This is a genomic window from Aquamicrobium zhengzhouense, from assembly GCF_016124105.1.
GTDB classification, from domain to species: Bacteria; Pseudomonadota; Alphaproteobacteria; order Rhizobiales; family Rhizobiaceae; genus Aerobium; species Aerobium zhengzhouense.
Genome location: NZ_JADGMQ010000012.1, coordinates 68,955 through 86,673, shown reverse-complemented (window position 1 = coordinate 86,673; position 17,719 = coordinate 68,955). Strand labels below are relative to the sequence as shown.

At 60.0% G+C, this 17,719-nt stretch carries 13 protein-coding genes; 7 read left to right on the top strand and 6 right to left on the bottom strand.

What is annotated here, in order from left to right; genetic code table 11:
• Positions 1-19: 19 nt before the first annotated feature.
• A complete protein-coding gene (locus IOD40_RS15230; protein ID WP_198477550.1) occupies positions 20-1,639 on the top strand; it encodes an ABC-F family ATP-binding cassette domain-containing protein in 1,620 nt (539 codons plus the stop codon).
• 401 nt (positions 1,640-2,040) lie between these two features.
• On the opposite strand, the gene ppdK is transcribed toward IOD40_RS15230, so the two are convergent.
• The 4 genes from ppdK to IOD40_RS15210 form a co-directional block, all read right to left on the bottom strand.
• The gene (ppdK, locus tag IOD40_RS15225; protein ID WP_198477549.1) at positions 2,041-4,707 is read right to left on the bottom strand and encodes a pyruvate, phosphate dikinase; all 2,667 of its coding nucleotides are present in this window, start codon (positions 4,705-4,707) and stop codon (positions 2,041-2,043) included.
• Positions 4,708-5,019: 312 nt separating this feature from the next.
• Positions 5,020-8,478, bottom strand: coding sequence for a chromosome segregation protein SMC (gene smc / locus IOD40_RS15220; RefSeq protein ID WP_198477548.1), 3,459 nt, complete (start codon positions 8,476-8,478; stop codon positions 5,020-5,022).
• A 57-nt stretch (positions 8,479-8,535) separates the two neighbouring features.
• On the bottom strand, positions 8,536-9,231 hold the full coding sequence (locus tag IOD40_RS15215) for a DsbA family protein (RefSeq protein WP_198477547.1): 696 nt from the start codon (positions 9,229-9,231) through the stop codon (positions 8,536-8,538).
• A gap of 129 nt (positions 9,232-9,360) precedes the next feature.
• The gene (locus tag IOD40_RS15210; RefSeq protein ID WP_198477546.1) at positions 9,361-9,855 is read right to left on the bottom strand and encodes a DUF721 domain-containing protein; all 495 of its coding nucleotides are present in this window, start codon (positions 9,853-9,855) and stop codon (positions 9,361-9,363) included.
• Positions 9,856-9,888: 33 nt separating this feature from the next.
• Here IOD40_RS15210 and mutY point away from each other — a divergent pair, with 33 nt between their 5' ends.
• Both mutY and IOD40_RS15200 read left to right on the top strand, forming a co-directional pair.
• Positions 9,889-11,007 (top strand): A/G-specific adenine glycosylase, encoded by a 1,119-nt coding sequence (mutY, locus tag IOD40_RS15205; RefSeq protein WP_198477545.1) that lies wholly within the window; start codon positions 9,889-9,891, stop codon positions 11,005-11,007.
• Positions 11,004-11,612, top strand: a complete 609-nt coding sequence (locus IOD40_RS15200) for an HAD family hydrolase (RefSeq protein WP_198477544.1) — start codon at positions 11,004-11,006, stop codon at positions 11,610-11,612. Before mutY ends, IOD40_RS15200 begins: the two co-directional genes overlap by 4 nt.
• 54 nt (positions 11,613-11,666) lie before the next feature.
• On the opposite strand, the gene IOD40_RS15195 is transcribed toward IOD40_RS15200, so the two are convergent.
• A complete protein-coding gene (locus IOD40_RS15195; RefSeq protein WP_198477543.1) occupies positions 11,667-12,800 on the bottom strand; it encodes a site-specific DNA-methyltransferase in 1,134 nt (377 codons plus the stop codon).
• A gap of 145 nt (positions 12,801-12,945) precedes the next feature.
• Between IOD40_RS15195 and IOD40_RS15190 the strand changes: the two genes are divergently transcribed.
• Positions 12,946-13,635 (top strand): HAD family hydrolase, encoded by a 690-nt coding sequence (locus tag IOD40_RS15190; protein WP_198477542.1) that lies wholly within the window; start codon positions 12,946-12,948, stop codon positions 13,633-13,635.
• A gap of 59 nt (positions 13,636-13,694) precedes the next feature.
• Here the strand turns inward: IOD40_RS15190 and IOD40_RS15185 are convergent, their stop codons facing one another.
• Entirely contained in the window at positions 13,695-14,270 is a 576-nt protein-coding gene (locus tag IOD40_RS15185) for a hypothetical protein (RefSeq protein WP_198477541.1), read from the bottom strand.
• Positions 14,271-14,389: 119 nt separating this feature from the next.
• Here IOD40_RS15185 and thrC point away from each other — a divergent pair, with 119 nt between their 5' ends.
• The 3 genes from thrC to IOD40_RS15170 are packed head-to-tail and all read left to right on the top strand — an operon-like array spanning position 14,390 to position 17,710.
• The gene (thrC, locus tag IOD40_RS15180; RefSeq protein ID WP_198477540.1) at positions 14,390-15,790 is read left to right on the top strand and encodes a threonine synthase; all 1,401 of its coding nucleotides are present in this window, start codon (positions 14,390-14,392) and stop codon (positions 15,788-15,790) included.
• Between the two features lie 14 nt (positions 15,791-15,804).
• Complete coding sequence (locus IOD40_RS15175) at positions 15,805-17,091, top strand: M16 family metallopeptidase (protein ID WP_198477539.1); 1,287 nt, start codon at positions 15,805-15,807, stop codon at positions 17,089-17,091.
• A gap of 16 nt (positions 17,092-17,107) precedes the next feature.
• Positions 17,108-17,710, top strand: coding sequence for a GNAT family N-acetyltransferase (locus IOD40_RS15170; protein WP_198477538.1), 603 nt, complete (start codon positions 17,108-17,110; stop codon positions 17,708-17,710).
• Positions 17,711-17,719 lie beyond the last annotated feature (9 nt).

The following is a 17,719-nucleotide window of genomic DNA, read 5'->3' as shown; positions in this document are numbered from 1 at the left end:
GGCTCAAGGTCCCCTCACGATGATTCGCCTCGAAAATATCAGCAAGCAGAACGGCCAGCAGATCGTCTTCATCGAAGCCTCTGCCGCGCTCCAACGGGGTGAGAAGATCGGTCTCGTCGGGCCAAATGGTGCCGGCAAAACGACGCTGTTTCGAATGATCACGGGGCAGGAAGCCCCCGATGAAGGTCAGGTCTCCGTCGATCGCGGCGTCACCATCGGCTATTTCAGCCAGGACGTTGGCGAAATGGCAGGGCGCAGCGTCGTCGCGGAAGTCATGGAGGCCATCGGCCCGGTGAGCGCGATGATCGCCGAAATGGCCGAGCTTGAGGCAGCCATGGGCGACCCGGATCAGGCCGACCAGATGGACGCGGTCATCGAGCGTTACGGTGAGGTTCAGAGCCGCTTTGACGAAATCGACGGCTACTCGCTCGACGGACGCGCACGCGAAGTTCTCGACGGCCTCGGTTTCTCGCAAGAAATGATGGACGGCGATGTCGGCAAGCTCTCCGGCGGCTGGAAGATGCGCGTTGCCCTCGCCAAGATCCTCATGATGCGCCCGGATGCGATGCTGCTTGATGAGCCGAGCAACCACCTCGACATTGAAAGCCTGATCTGGCTGGAAAACTTTTTGAACGCCTATGAGGGCACGATCCTCATGACCTCGCACGACCGCGAATTCATGAACCGCATCGTGACCAAGATCATCGAAATCGACTCAGGCACGCTCACCAGCTACTCCGGCGACTACGAATTTTATCTCGAGCAGCGCGCACTGTCGGAAGCGCAGCAGCAAGCTCAGTTCGAGCGGCAGCAGGCGATGCTCGCCAAGGAAATCGCGTTTATCGAGCGTTTCAAGGCGCGCGCATCACACGCAGCCCAGGTGCAAAGCCGGGTCAAGAAGCTCGACAAGATCGACAAGGTCCAGCCGCCGAAGAGACGTCAGACCGTGCGCTTCGAGTTTCAGCCTGCGCCGCGCTGCGGCGAGGATGTTGCCACCGTCAAGGGCGTCCAAAAGGCATATGGTTCGCGGGTCATCTACGAAGGCCTCGACTTCCAGGTTCGCCGCCGCGAGCGTTGGTGCGTCCTTGGTGCGAATGGCGCGGGCAAGTCCACGCTTCTCAAGCTGATCGCAGGATCCTCGGAACCGGACGCAGGCACGGTCACGCGCGGCCCGAGCGTGAAGATGGGATATTTTGCGCAGCACGCCATGGAAGTTTTGGATGGCGAGCTCACGATCCTTCAGGCGCTGGAGCGCGAATTCCCGCAGGCCGGTCAGGCCCCTTTGCGCGCACTTGCTGGTTGCTTTGGCTTTACCGGCGACGATGTCGAGAAGCGCTGCCGTATTCTTTCAGGCGGCGAAAAAGCGCGCCTCGTGATGGCGATCATGCTTTTCAACCCGCCGAACTTCCTCGTGCTTGACGAGCCTACCAACCATCTCGATATCGCGACCAAGGAAATGCTGGTCGACGCGCTGTCGAAATATGAAGGCGCGATGCTGTTTGTCTCGCACGATCGCCACTTCCTTGCCGCACTCTCAAACCGCGTGCTCGAGCTGGGTGAAGACGGTCCCCGAACCTACGGCGGCGGCTACACGGAATACGTCGCCAGCACCGGCCGCGAGGCACCGGGATTGCGGTAGTATCTGAGGGATTGGCCTCGACAAGCCCTCTCCTGACTACCCCCTCCACTTTTGGGGAAGGATCATCGGCAACGCTCCCGCGAACCAGGCAAATCGCCTCTCCGGGATCTTCCCCCGCATGCGGGGGAAGTGTCGCGAAGCGACGATGGGGGCGGCTTGGCGTCTGACGCACCAGACCCTACTCCGGCGCTGCGGTAATACCTGAACGATTGTCCTCTATGAGCCCCCTCCGGTCCTCCGGACCACCTCCCCCACACGTGGGGAGGATCATCGGCAACGCTCCCGCGAACCTTGGAAACCGCTGGGAAGATCAACCTTGGCGAACCACCTCTCCGGGATCTTCCCCCGCATGCGGGGGAAGTGTCGCGAAGCGACGATGGGGGCGGCTTGGCGTCTTGTGTCTACCCCTGCTGCTTCACCGCAGCCTGCGCCGCCGCTAGCCTTGCGATTGGCACGCGAAACGGTGAGCAGGACACATAGTCCAGCCCCACTTCCTCGCAAAAATGGATAGAGCGCGGATCGCCTCCATGTTCACCACAGATGCCCAGTTTCAGCCCCGGCTTCGTCTCACGCCCACGCTCGGACGCCATCCGTATCAGTTCGCCGACACCATCGAGGTCGAGGGAAATGAATGGATCCTGCTCAACGATGCCCTTTTGACGGTAGGTCTCAAGGAAGGATGATGCGTCGTCACGGGAGATCCCGAAGGTCGTCTGTGTCAGATCATTGGTGCCGAAAGAGAAGAATTCGGCAGCTTCCGCGATGACATTTGCTCGCAACGCTGCCCGTGGAAGCTCGATCATCGTGCCAACCAGATAGTCGAACGTCGTCGAGGTCTCTTTCATGACAGCATCTGCGACAGCGTCGATACGCGCCTTCACATAGGCAAGCTCTTTCATGAGGCCCACCAGCGGTATCATGATCTCCGGCACAACGGGGCTTCCCGTCTTCTTGCCCGCCTCGGCCGCCGCTTCAAAAATCGCCCGCGCCTGCATCTCGGCGATCTCCGGATAGGATACCGCGAGGCGACAGCCGCGATGTCCAAGCATCGGATTGAACTCGTGCAGCGCCTCGGTGCGCTGGCGAAGCTTGTCTGCCGGCACCTTCATCAAGGCAGCCACGTCGGCAATTTCCTGCTCGGTTTTTGGCAGAAATTCGTGGAGCGGCGGGTCAAGCAGCCGGATGGTCACCGGAAGCCCGGCCATGATCTCGAACAATTCGATGAAGTCCGAGCGCTGCATCGGCAACAATTTCGCGAGCGCAGCGCGTCGTCCGGCTTCGGTATCTGCCAGGATCATTTCCCGCATCGCCGCAATGCGATCATTGTCGAAGAACATGTGCTCCGTGCGGCAAAGCCCGATCCCTTCAGCGCCGAAGGAGCGCGCCATACGGGCATCAGCCGGCGTCTCGGCATTCGTGCGCACCTTCATGCGCCGAAGCTTGTCCGCCCAGCTCATGATCGCGGCAAAATCGCCAGAGAGTTCGGGCTGTAGCATCGGGACGGCCCCCTTCAGCACCTGACCGCTGGTTCCATCGATCGTGATGACGTCACCTCGACGGAAGGTGCGCCCCATCGCGGTCAGCGTGCCGGTGCGCGCATCGACGCGCAGCGTACCTGCGCCGGATACGCAAGGCTTGCCCATGCCACGCGCCACGACAGCGGCGTGGCTCGTCATGCCGCCTCGGGTCGTCAAAATGCCTTCCGCAGCATGCATGCCGTGAATATCTTCCGGGCTTGTCTCGACACGGACCAGGATCGCCTTGCGATTTTGCCCCCGCATTTCTTCCGCTTCATCGGAGGTGAAGACGATCTCTCCCGTTGCAGCGCCAGGCGAGGCAGGCAATCCGACCCCGATGACGTCGCGCTTGGCAGACGGATCGATCGTTGGATGCAGCAGCTGGTCAAGCGAGGCAGGGTCAATGCGTGAAACAGCCTCACCTTCGGTGATGAGACCTTCTTTCGCCATATCAACCGCGATCTTGAGCGCCGCGCGGGCGGTGCGCTTTCCGGAGCGCGTCTGCAGCATCCAGAGGCGTCCACGCTCAATCGTGAACTCGAGATCCTGCATGTCGCGGTAATGGCGCTCCAGCTTTTCGGCGATCTTCACGAATTCGGCGAAAGCTTCCGGCATCGCCTTTTCCATTGAGGGGCGGTCTGACCCTGCTGCGATCCGCGCTTCCTCGGTCAGGTTTTGCGGAGTGCGAATCCCCGCCACCACGTCTTCGCCCTGTGCGTTGATCAGAAACTCGCCGTAAAGCTGCTGCTCCCCGGTCGAGGGATTGCGCGTGAAAGCGACGCCTGTGGCGGATGTCTCGCCCATATTGCCGAACACCATCGCCTGGATGTTGACGGCGGTGCCCCAGCTTTCAGGAATGTTGTGCAGGCGGCGGTAGATGATCGCGCGCGGATTCATCCAGCTGAAGAAGACAGCTCCGATTGCTCCCCACAATTGCTTATGCGGGTCCTGCGGAAATGGCTCATCGATCTCCTCAATGATCTTGTCCTTGTAGAGCTTGATGGTCTGCTGCCAGTCCTCAGCTGTCAGATCAGTATCGTATTCGTACCCTCGCCGTGCCTTCTCATCCTCGAGAATTTCTTCGAAATATTCGTCATCCACTCCAAGGACGACATCACAATACATCTGGATGAAGCGGCGATAGCTGTCATAGGCAAAGCGGGCATCGCCTGAATCGCGCGCCAACGCCTCCACCGTCTGGTCGTTGAGGCCAAGATTGAGGACGGTATCCATCATGCCTGGCATGGACGCTCTGGAGCCGGAGCGCACCGACACGAGAAGCGGCGCCTCTGGATCGCCAAAACGACGTCCGGTGATCTCCGCAACGTCATCAAGCGCAGCCAGTACTTGCTCTTCCAGTTGGGGTGGGAAACTCCGCGCATTGTCATAGAACCAGCGGCAAACTTCCGTGGTAATGGTGAAACCAGGCGGAACGGACAATCCAAGGTTACACATCTCGGCGAGGTTGGCGCCCTTGCCGCCAAGCAGAGCCCGATCCTCTGCCGTCCCCTCGGCCTTGCCTCCTCCGAAGCTGTAAACCCACTTGTACATGGCAGCCGCTTGCCTTTCGCACTATTGACCGATGTCGACCATCAGCCCCTCAAGGCAGAGCGTTACGTCTCGAAGGCGGTGAAAGCAAGAACGACCGACGGCGTATGGTGCCGCAGTTCAATCATCGGTATGTACATGCGTCCAAAGTACAACGCCGGGCCTTCACACGGACGCTCAGCGCTTCCTCAGTATCAACTGAAGTCGCCTAAAGGCAATGCCCCGCCCCATGACAGGTTCAGGCTGATGGACAGCAAAACTCGGTCAGGGATGACCACAATTATTCGCGGTTAGCGTCTAGGCCTGCAGAGCGCATTAGCTTGCCTCGGCGAGTTCTGCCGCCGTCTCCAGGTCGACTGATACCAGCTGGCTGACGCCCTGCTCTGCCATGGTCACACCAAAGAGCCGGTTCATCCGCGCCATCGTGATCGGGTTGTGAGTGATGACGACGAAACGCGTCTCCGTCGATGAGGCCATTTCGTCCATCAGGTTGCAGAAGCGCTCGACATTATGGTCATCAAGCGGGGCATCCACCTCGTCCAGCACGCAGATTGGTGCGGGGTTCGTCAGGAACACCGCAAATATCAGCGCCATCGCAGTGAGTGCCTGCTCTCCGCCCGAAAGCAGGGTCATAGTCTGCGGCTTCTTGCCCGGCGGACGAGCGAGAATCTCGAGCCCCGCTTCCAACGGATCGTCGGATTCGATCAGCTGCAGTTCGGCAGTTCCTCCGCCAAAGAGGTGGGTGAACAGTCGCTGGAACTGCGTATTGACCACCTCAAACGCGGCCAGCAATCGTTCGCGTCCCTCTCGGTTGAGGCTCTGGATCGCCTGCCTCAGCTTGCGGATCGCCTCGATCACATCTTCACGTTCCGAGATGATCGTGCCATGCCGCTCGACGAGTTCGCGCTGTTCCTCTTCAGCACGCAGATTGACCGCGCCAAGCCGTTCACGCTCAATCTTCAAACGCTCGAGATTGCGCTCGGTCTCCCCTATATCCGGAAGAGGGGCGTCAGCATCGAGCCCTGCATGCTTCAGCACCAGATGTGCCGGCACGTTCAGCACTTCCTGAATACGTGCCTCGGCTTCCTTTCGCCGTTCGTCGGCGGCAGTCAGCCGCTCTTCTGCGCGCCCCCTCGCCTCTCTGGCCTCCGACAGAGCCTGAATAGCGTCGGCGGCCGCCTTGTCGGCAGCGGCCTGCTTCGTTTCGGCTATCTGGAGTTTGTCTGCCGCCTCGCGCTGTGCAGACTCGGCTTTAGAAAGCTCCGACATCAGGCCGCGACGGCGCTCGTCAATTTCGTCCGGGGCTTCTGCCAGAGCCTCGTATTCGGCTTCGGCCTCCGCACGCCGCTCACGCAGCGATTCGATCTGTCTGTCGGCATTGCTGGCACGCTCGATCCAGGATTTGCGTTCCAGCAGGATAGCTGCAAGGCGCCGGGTGCGTGCTTCGGCTTCCCGCCCAAGGCCCTCGTGGGCCGCGCGCGCATCGGCGAGGCGTGCGCGGTCTTCGGAGACATCGCGTGCAAGGCGCTCAAGCTGCAACTGCAACTCGGTAAGGTCCGGCGCATCTTCCAGCGCCATCTGTGCCTCTTCCACGCTCTCCGCAGCCTCGGAGGCAGTCTCTGCCAGCCGTTCACGCGCATCTACCAGCGCATCGCGTCGGCTCGACAGTTCCCCCGAAGCCTTTTCGGCTCGGGCGAGCGCATCGCGCGCTTCACCTGCGAGACGCTGCGCCTCGCGAAGCGCTTCCCTGGCGCGTCTTTCCTCGTCGACCGCCTGCCGCACGCGTGCTTCAGCCTTGGCGAGGCCTTCATCGGCGAAGTTCAGCGCATCCGCCGCTTCCTGCGCTTCGATTTCAAGTTCTGCGAGGCGGTTTTTCTGAGCAAGCCGCAGCGCAGCGGCTGTCGGTGCGTCCGCAGAAGCCGTTACTCCGTCCCAACGCCAGACAGCTCCGCTGCGGCTGACAAGGACCTGCCCGACCTGGAGTTGCCGCTGCAGTTCCGGACCCTGTGCATCGTCACAAATGCCAATCTGCGCGAGGCGACGCGCCAATTGCTTCGGCCCACGTACCATCTCGGAAAGAAGCTGGACGCCCGCAGGAAGGGCCGGGTCACGCTCCATCGGCTCGACTTCGCCCCAATGCGCAGGCGCGCCGGGGTCGAGCGGCAGATCAATGTCCTCGCCTAAAGCCGCACCAAATGCGGTCTCATAGCCGCGCTCGACACGGACCTCATCAAGGACCGCCGGAAAGCCTTCGCCAGAAACCGCGCTGAGCATCTTGGCAAGGGTCCGCGCCTCCGTTTCAACGCCCTGAAGCCTGGCCCGCGCCTCCGCAAGTGGCGGTCGTGCCGCCGCTTCTGCTTCTCGGGCCTCCGCTACCGCCTCCTCGGCAATTGCGACTGCTTCTTCCGCGTGAACCGCTCTTTCTTCGGCTTCTTCAGCAAGCTCCCGCTTTTCAGCCGGATCAGCGAGGGCAACAATCTGGCCCGAAATCTCCGACGCTTCGCGGTCGATCTCGGAGAGCTGACGCATCAGCCGGTCGCGGCGCTCCGTCGAATCGCGCAGCGCGCGCTCAGCCTGCGCCCGCGTTGCTGCCGCCTCTGCGCGCTCGGAAGTCAGCTTGGCGAGTGCCGCTTCACTGGCGGAAAGACGCGCCTGAGCCTCTTCAAACTCGGCCCGCGTCTGAGCTTCCCGCTCGCTCGATCCGGCATCCTCCGCGTTCAGCGCTCGCTCTTCCTCATCGAGGCGCGCGAGCACCTCGGAATTGTCGCGAACCATGCGTTCTTCGCGGGCAATATCATCGTCGAACTGCGAAAGTCGCTTCTGCAGCTCTGCGGCACGCGCCCGCATTCTGCTTGCTTCGTCTTCCAGCTGGGTCTTGGCGATTGTCAGCCGTTGAACGGTTGCAGCCGCCGCAACAGCTTCATCTCGTAGCTTTGGCAGATGATGTGCACCGATCGCCTGTTCGCGCGCTGCGCTCATCTGCGCGGCCGCCCGGTCACCGACGAGCACCGTCGCAGCGGATAGGGCCGATTTTGCCTCAGCTTCCTGTGCTTTTGCCTGCGACCAGCGCAGGTGCAGAACAATCGCTTCCGCCTTGCGGATTTCCGCAGAAAGATTGCGGAAGCGCGTAGCCTGGCGCGCCTGACGTTTGAGGCTCTCTATCTGGCTCTCGAGCTCGCCCACGACGTCATCAAGGCGCTCCAGATTTTGTTCGGCGGCGCGCAGCCGAAGCTCTGCCTCATGGCGACGCGTGTAGAGCCCGGAGATACCGGCTGCCTCTTCCAGAAGAGCGCGACGGGCCTGTGGCTTTGCCTGAATCAGCTCGCCGATCCGCCCCTGCCCCACCATTGACGGGGAGCGCGCGCCAGTCGACTGGTCAGCAAAGAGAAGCTGCACATCCTTTGCGCGCGCTTCCTTGCCGTTGATGCGATAGACAGAACCCGCCTCGCGCTCAATGCGGCGGGAGACCTGCAGCTCATCCGCATCGTTGAAAGCGGGCGGGGCGCTGCGATCCGTATTGTCGAGGAAAAGGGTGACTTCGGCGGTATTACGTGCGGGGCGCGTGGCCGAGCCGGAGAAAATGACGTCGTCCATGCCGGACGCGCGCATATTCTTGTACGAGCTTTCGCCCATCACCCAGCGCAACGCTTCGACGAGATTGGACTTGCCGCAGCCGTTGGGGCCGACAACGCCGGTCAGTCCCCTCTCGATGACGAACTCGCTAGGCTCTACGAAAGATTTGAAGCCAAGAAGGCGAAGCCGGGAAAATTTCATGCGCGCGCCTCTTCAAGATTCGGCGCGCGCGAAAACGCTGTCGCAGTTGATGTGCGACTAGAGCATGCTGTCGAGGATGGCAGACATCTCCTCAACCCTCAGTGCCCCCTTGTAAACGTTTCCGTTGATGAAGAAGGTGGGCGTGGAATCGACGTTGAATTCCTTTGCGCCGCGGTCCCGTACCTGTCTGACTTGATCCAGAAGGTTCTGGTCCGTCAAGCAGGCCTCAAAGGACTCCTGTGAAAAACCGCCGAGTCGGGCAATCTGAAGCAGCGCATCACGCGCATTTTCAACACCAGCCCAGTTCTGCTGCTGCTGGAACAGCACGTCGATCATCGCAAAATATTTGTCGTCGGCACAACGCGCAAGCATGAAGCCGGCTTCTGCGCGCGGATCAAACGGGAATTCGCGAAGAATCAAACGCGCCTTGCCGCTGTCGATATAGTTTTTCTTGATCTCCGGCAGTGTGTTGCGATGGAAATTTGCGCAATGTCCGCAGGTCATCGAGGCATATTCGACGATGGTGATCGGCGCGTCATCATTGCCAATAACCTTATCGGGGAGCGAGCCTTCGGCCAGCACCTTTGTCATATCAACTTTCCCGCTTGGCGAGGGAACGTTGGAGGTCGAACCGGTCGTGGTTTGCGCCTGTGCACTTCCACTGTTGGAATCACTGCAAGCAGCCAGCAAAGAGGCCGCCGATACGGCTGCCAGCGAACCAAGAACTGTCCTGCGCGAGAGAATACCGGTCATAAATCACCTGTTAACGGACAAATTTGAGACGTCGCTCTGAATTCTATAGAAGCCGAATAGGACAAATCTCATTGGTTTCCAATCTAATCGCGCTCGCCAATGTTCACGAAAGCGCGAAAGAGCGCAGGCTCAGCGTCGCTCGCCCAGCATCGAGCGCCCGAGATTTGCCAGCGACTGGCGCAGTCCCTCGTCCTCGATCCCGTCGACCATGCCGTCGATCATCTGTTGTTCCGCACCGCTCAAGGGCCGCAGCTTGGGTTTCGGCTTTACCGGCGGCGCTACCGACTTCTGTACGATCTTGATCCTCGCTACCGCCATGAACCCAAGAAACGCGTTCACACGCGCAATTATTTCGCCCGTCTCATGCTGCAGGCGAAAAGCGGCAGAGCCATCGCAGGCAACGACCAGCGTTGCCGGTTCGAACGGATCGTCCTCGCGCAGCCTGCGCGGCCAGACGATCTTTTCCGGTCGCGTGACCGCAGCAAGGCGGGGACCTGCTATTTCTTCCCAGGACTGGAGCAGCCCGATATTGATGCCGGCACGCTTGCGCAGCAGCGGATCGAGGACGCCCGCGGCCAGATCGCTAACGGGCACAGCATTGCCGCGGTGGCGTTTCCCTGCCATGAGCTTTCTCCATTGCGGTCAGTCGAGTAATGAATGAAGGCGCACCCTAGCATCAATCGCGGCGCAAATCAGGTCGCATCGGCATTGCTTGATTGGTACGACGCGCACCATCGTGAATTACCATGGCGAGTGCCTCCGCGTGACCTGAAACTAGGCGTGCGGCCAGATCCCTACTGCATCTGGCTTTCAGAGGTCATGCTTCAGCAGACAACAGTTGAGGCCGTCAAATCCTACTTCACGGCTTTCGTCGAGCAATGGCCGGATGTGTTTGCGTTGGCCGCGGCAGATAATTCTGACGTGATGCGTGCGTGGGCTGGCCTTGGCTACTATTCTCGAGCCCGAAACTTGAAGGCTTGCGCCGAAACAATCGCAACTCAGTACGCGGGTGTGTTTCCCGAGACTGAGGAACAGCTGCGCTCATTGCCCGGCATCGGCCCGTATACGGCTGCTGCAATCGCTTCTATCGCCTTCAACCGTCCCGCCGCCGTGGTCGACGGCAACATCGAGCGGGTGATCTCCCGGCTCTATGCGATTGCAACCCCGCTACCCGCAGCGAAGATCGAGATAAAGCAGCGCGTCACGGAGATTCTTCCCTTTGACCGGCCGGGCGATTTTGCCCAGGCGATGATGGATCTTGGCGCAACGATCTGCTCGCCGAAACGACCCAAATGCATGCTGTGTCCGATTAAGGAGCATTGCGCCGCGCTGGCAAATGGCGATCCCGAAATTTATCCGGCCAAGGCCGCGAAGAAGGCGAAACCGTTAAGGCAGGGCGCGGCGTTTATTGCCGTGCGCGACGATGGTGCAATCCTCCTGCGAACCCGCCCCGAATCAGGTTTGCTCGGCGGAATGAGCGAGCCACCCACGAGCGACTGGAACTCTAGGCAGGATGGGGCCACCACAATCGAGGCGGCCCCCTTTGCCGCCGAATGGCGCCCTGCCGGTGCCATTCGACACGTCTTCACTCATTTCGAACTGGCGCTTACCGTCTGGCGGGCTGACATCAAGGAGTTGCCCGCTGTCCCGGACGCTTGGTGGTCTCCCCCCGAGCAGATCCCCGGAGAAGCGCTCCCAACTGTCATGAAGAAGGCAATCGAGGCAGCCATACCAGGGGCCACCAAGAAGCGGCCTGATCGGAAAGGAACGGCATGAGCGAGATTCGTCACATCGTGTTTGATATTGGCAAGGTGCTGATCCACTACGATCCCAATCTGCCCTTTCGGCGATTGATCCCCGACGATGGTGAAAGGGCTGCATTCTTCTCGACAGTCTGCACGCATGAATGGAACCTCGAGCAGGACCGCGGACGAAGGTGGGATGAGGCGGAAGCCGTGCTCATCGCCGAACATCCCGACAAGGAAGAGCTGATCCGCAGCTTCCGTCGGCACTGGGCCGAGATGGTGCCGCACGCATATGACGCCACTGTCGAAATCCTGGAGGAACTGATTGCCGACGGTCGCGACGTGACAATGCTCACGAACTTCGCGAGCGATACCTTTGCCGAGGCGAAGGAAATGTTCCCCTTTCTGAAGAAGCCGCGCGGCGTGACCGTTTCAGGCGACGTCAAGCTGATCAAGCCGGATCAGGCGATCTACCGGCTGCACGCAGATACGTTCGGGCTCACGCCGTCGGCTACGCTCTTCGTGGATGACAGTGCTCCCAATGTTGAAGGGGCCAGAGCTGCCGGATGGAACGCGGTTCTGTACTCGGACAGCGCAACTTTTCGCGCTGACCTCGTTCGCTACGGGGTCCTCTGAAAAGCAGAAAGGCCGCAACTCAGGCGGCCTTTTTTGTTCGGGTTGAGCAGTGCCTCAGGCTCCCGCCTTCTCCATTTCCAGACGGACAATGCGGCGTAGCTCGTCAATCGGGGTGAGCGCGCCCTCGTGCTCGTAATGCCAGAAGGTCCAGCCATTGCATGCGTCGAAGCCCTGCACGTGCGCGCCGACCTTGTGGATGGAACCGGTCAGGTCACCACAATCCAGCGTGCCGTCTGCACGCACCTGGGCTGACCAGCGGCGCTTGGAATCGAACAGCCGCATGCCCGGCTTGATAAGCCCGTTGTCCAGGAGGCTGACAAAGGCGACGCGCGGTTCGGCGCGCTTGCCGGTCATCACCTTCAGTTCGGCATGGCCGAGCGGGTGAACCTTCGCGATCCGATCCAGCGCTGCGTCGATGTATTTCTGCTCGCGCTCGACGCCAACGAAGTGGCGGCCCAGCCTCTTCGCAACCGCGCCGGTCGTTCCCGAACCGAAGAACGGATCAAGGATGACATCGCCAGGCTTGGTTGAAGACAGCATCACACGGGCCAAAAGTGCCTCTGGCTTCTGGGTCGGGTGGACCTTGTCGCCGTTCTCGTCCTTCAAGCGCTCATTTCCTGTGCAGATGGGGAACAGCCAGTCGGACCGCATCTGAACGTCATCATTGGCGGCCTTCATCGCGTCGTAATTGAAGGTGTAGCCCTTGGCCTTCGGGTCGCGCGATGCCCAGATCATCGTCTCATGCGCATTCTGGAAGCGACGGCCGCGGAAATTCGGCATCGGGTTCGTCTTGCGCCAGATAACGTCATTGAGGATCCAGAAGCCGAGATCCTGCATGATGGCCCCGACGCGGAAGATGTTGTGATACGAGCCGATCACCCAGATCGTACCTTCCGGCTTCAGCACCCGGCGTGCAGCCAGAAGCCAGGCGCGGGTGAATGCGTCATATGCCTGAAAGCTCTCGAACTGGTCCCAGGCGTCGTCCACGGCGTCAACTTTTGACTGGTCCGGGCGATGCAGGTCCCCGTCAAGCTGCAGGTTGTAGGGAGGATCGGCGAAAATCACGTCGACCGACTTTTCTGGCAAACGGTTCAGCGCTGCCACACAATCCCCCTTCAGGATTGTGTTGAGCCACTGGGCTGCAGGAGCGACGGAAGAGAGCTCGTGGAGAGGACGCACTGCTGACATGGGACACCGAAAGACGCTTACTGATTTACTGACTGTTATGGTTACCGGTTAGCGTAAATTTTTGGTGAACCTTTGGAATTTGCCGGAGCGACCCGCATGGTGTAAGCCGCGCGGCTGCACCGTGAACATGCTTGGAGTAGCGCCAGTGTCAGGAATCGATCTCGTCATATTCGACTGCGATGGCGTACTTGTTGATTCAGAGATCGTCGCGGCCCGCGTCGAAGCGGACCTTCTGACGAAAGCCGGTTTTCCGATAGAAGCCGAAGATCTCGCACGGGCTTATGCCGGCCTCACCTTCAAGGAGATGATGCTGCGCATCGAGCAGGAATCGTCACAACTCTTCCAGGCAACCATGATCGACGAGGCAGAAAAGCTCGTTGATCGTCGGCTTGCCGCTGAGCTCAAGGCAATCGAAGGTGTCCACGCAGCAGTTGCCTCTGTGACTACCAGGCGCTGCATCTGTTCGAACTCTGGCCAGAAGCGGCTGGAGATGATGCTCACGAAGACGAGGCTCCTGCCCTTCTTCGAGAACACGATCTTTTCGCCCCTCGACACGCCTTCGGCCAAACCAAAGCCGGCTCCTGACGTATTCCTTTACGCAGCTGAAAAGATGGAAGCAGCACCCAAGCGTTGCTTCGTGATCGAGGATTCAGTGCACGGGATCGCGGGCGCAAGGGCAGCAGGTATGCGCGTGATCGGCTTTACCGGTGCGTCCCACACGCATCCGGGCCACGCGGATCTTCTCACTGAAGCTGGAGCGGAAACGGTCATCCACCGCTGGGCAGATTTCCCGGCAGTGCTCGCTGCCCTTTCAGAATGGTCGGAAGGCGCTTGATTGAAGCTGCTGAGCATCTCCGACGATATGCAACTCGCGGAAATGCTCAGCGCGAAGTGCTATCGCTTCGGCGGGTTGAAGCCGACAAGGACGCGAATGTTGCGCTCTTGCGGGTTCGGAATCGAGATTGTCGTATCGGTGAGCACGAATTGGGTTGCACCGACAGTGTCGGCAATCGCGACCGGGTGGTTCACCGTCTTGTCCTGAATGACTTCATTGTCCCGGTAAACGGTCAGCTGAAGCGGAAGCTGGGCGGTACCGACAGCACCTGCCGGACCTGGAATTACACGACCGGCAACGGCGATCGTCAGATTGGTCATGCCGCCGCCATAGGTGCAGGCGCGCGTCGCGTCTGCCAACGTCGCGCGGTAAACCAGTTTCGAGGCATCGCCATCGCCACCACGCTGATACGTATCGTGTACAGCCCTGAGCTCGCGCATCGATACTGCCGGGCAATAGGCAAGAAGCTCCTCTTGCGTCACCTTCCCTTCAGGAAGAGTTTGCACCTGCTGCGGTTCGCTGCTACCTCCGCCCAGAACAGACAACGGATTGCTCTGGCAGCCGGAAAGGGCGAGCGCCAGGCCTATAACGGTAAAAACTGCGGCCGAGCCGCGTCCAGATACTGGTGCCACCATAAACTGCACTTCCCTCCAGCAAAGCTGCCGTTCTATATCAACGCAGCAACGAAAATGCGACGGGGCGTTTGCGGTTTTTACCCATCGATCATCGTCGACGACAAAATGGACAGTCCACTATGCGCTATGTGAGCACCAGGGGCAGCGCGCCCGAACTCGGATTTCGCGATGTATTGCTGGCAGGGCTGGCTCGCGATGGCGGTCTTTACGTACCGGCTGAATGGCCGACCCTGACTGCGAACGAGATTCGTTCGCTGCGTGGTCTGTCATACCCTGAGCTCGCCGTCCGCCTCCTCACCCCCTTCGTGGAAGGCGAGATCGAGGCCGAAACCTTCTCCCGTATCGTCCACGAGGCATACGCGACCTTCAGGCACGACGCGGTCTGCCCGATCGTCCAGACTGGTGCGAACGAGTATGTGCTCGAGCTGTTCCACGGCCCGACGCTCGCATTCAAGGACGTTGCGATGCAACTCCTGGCGCGTCTGATGGACCATGTCCTTGCCGAGCGCGGACAGCGTGCGACCATTGCAGGTGCGACGTCCGGCGACACCGGCGGCGCAGCAATCGAAGCCTTTGGCGGACGCGATCGCACCGACATCTTCATCCTGTTCCCGCATAACCGCGTTTCGCCGGTCCAGCAGCGACAGATGACCGCTTCCACCGCATCCAACGTCCATGCCATCGCGGTCGAGGGTAATTTTGACGACTGCCAGGACATCGTCAAGGGCATGTTCAACAACCATGCCTTCCGCGATCGCGTCCAGCTCGCGGGCGTCAACTCGATCAACTGGGCCCGAATCATGGCCCAGATCGTCTATTATTTCTCGTCAGCCCTTTCGGTTGGTGCGCCCGACCGCCCAGTCTCGTTTACCGTACCGACCGGCAATTTCGGCGACATCTTTGCCGGTTATGCAGCCAAGCGCATGGGCCTGCCGATCGAGAAGCTGGTCATCGCCACCAACGACAACGACATTCTGGCCCGCACACTGGCAACCGGCACTTATGAGACGCGCGGTGTCATCGAGACGACCTCTCCGTCGATGGACATCCAGGTCTCTTCCAATTTCGAGCGCCTCCTGTTCGAAGCTGCTGGCCGCAACGCGGACACGGTCATTCGTTACATGCAAAGCCTGAAGCAGTCGGGACAGTTCACGATTGCCGCAGACGAGCTAGAGCGCATCCGCGCTGAATTCTCTGCCGGACGCTCATCGATGGATGAAACGGCTGCCACGATCCGCAGCGTCCTCGATGCTTCCGGTTATCTGGCCGACCCGCACACCGCGACCGCCATCAAGGTTGCGCGCGAGCAGGCAAAGTCGGACGCGCCGATGATCGTGCTTTCAACGGCACATCCGGCCAAGTTTCCGGCAGCGGTAGAACAGGCCGCAGATGTATCCCCGGCCCTACCGCATTGGCTCGGCAATTTGATGGAGCGGGATGAGAAGTTTACAGTGCTTCCATCGGACCCCAAAATGGTGGAAGATCATATCGGCCGTCTGACAAGGGCGACCCAAGTCTAGGGAGTCAGGACTTTATGGGTGTTGAGGTAAGCCGTCTGTCGAACGGCCTGACAGTCGCGACCGAAACCATTCCGAATTTCGAATCCGTCGCATTGGGAGTATGGGTAAAGTCGGGTGCTCGCAACGAGCGCGATGACGAGCATGGCCTCGCCCATCTTCTCGAACACATGGCTTTCAAGGGTACTGGAAGCCGTAGCGCTTGGAAGATCGCATCGGAAATTGAAGACGTGGGTGGTGAGATCAACGCCGCCACCAGCGTCGAGTCGACGTCGTTTTATGCGCGTGTCCTGAAGGACAACGTGCCATTGGCCATTGACCTTCTCGCAGACATTCTTACGGATTCGAAATTCGATCCGATGGAGCTTGAGCGCGAGCAGCAGGTGATCTTGCAAGAGATCGGCGCTGCGCATGACACGCCGGATGATGTCGTGTTCGATCGTTTCACCGAAACTGCGTATCTGAACCAAACGCTGGGACGTTCCATCCTTGGAACACCCGAAACGGTCCAATCCTTTACATCGAAGGACCTGCGCACCTTCATCGAGCGCCAATACGGAGCCGACCGGATGGTCGTGGTTGCTGCGGGTGGTGTCGATCACGACGAGTTCGTGCGTGAGGTCGAAAAGAGGTTCGGAAGCTTCCGTCCGCATGCGCAGGTCGAGGAGCCGCATTCCGCCCACTATGTCGGCGGAGACTTTCGCGAAACACGCGACCTTATGGATGTGCAGATAGTTCTCGGCTTCGAAGGTCGAGCCTACCACGTGCGTGATTTCTACGCATCGCAGGTGCTCTCCATGATTCTTGGCGGCGGCATGTCATCCCGCCTGTTTCAGGAAGTGCGTGAAAAGCATGGTCTTTGCTATTCCGTTTACGCGTTCCACTGGGGCTTTTCGGACACCGGCATTTTCGGCATCCATGCCGCGACGGACAAGCGCGGCATCGGCAAGCTCGTCCCGGTCATCGCCAAGGAACTCGAAAAAGCTGGCGATTCCATCTCGCAGCAAGAGCTTGATCGCGCACGTGCGCAATACCGCGCCGGACTGATCATGTCGGAGGAAAGCGCTTCCAGCAGAGCCTCGCAGATTGCACGCCAGATGCTTTTGTTTGGCGCTCCTGTCGTGAAAGAGGAGCTGATGGAACGGCTTGGCGCCCTGACGGTGGAAAGGTTGCGTGATCTGTCGCAGCGTCTTTTCTCGACCCGCCCCACCATCGCGGCAGTCGGCCCTGTCAGCAAGCTTCCAGCTTACGAAGCGATAAGCAGCGCGCTGCCCGAGCCTGCAGAGCGCAAGCTCGCCGTTTAGAACCAAGGCGCGGCGCATGTTGGATTTCCCCTTTCTCCGCCGCGAACCTCCGGCGTTGAAGGGAAAATCCGTAACGCTTCGCTTCCCGCGCCCATCCGATTATCGGGAATGGGCCGCACTACGCGACGAAAGCCGCGCATTTCTTGAACCTTGGGAGCCCAGATGGGCTCCCGACGAGCTCGATCGCAGCGGCTGGCGCAGCCGCATTCGTCGCTACCGCCAAGAATTTGCGATGGGTTCCGCCATCGCTTACCTGATCTTCGAGAACGTAAACCGCCAGCTTGTAGGCGGCATCACGATCGGGAATATACGCTACGGCGTCGCCCAGACTGCCCAAGTCGGCTATTGGATGGGTGAGCGCCACGCGGGAAAAGGCTACATGCAGGACGCAATGGAAGCGTTGATTTCGCATGCGTTCGGCGCGATGAGGTTGCACCGGATCGAGGCGGCCTGTATTCCAACAAATGCACGTTCTATCCATGTGCTTCAAAAAGCCGGATTTACGCGCGAAGGCCTGTTGCGCTCCTACCTGCGCATTAATGGCGTCTGGCAGGATCACTTCATCTACGCCCTGATTGCGGATGATCGCAGGGCAAGTGAAACAAGAGGCCGATCGTGAGATCAACGG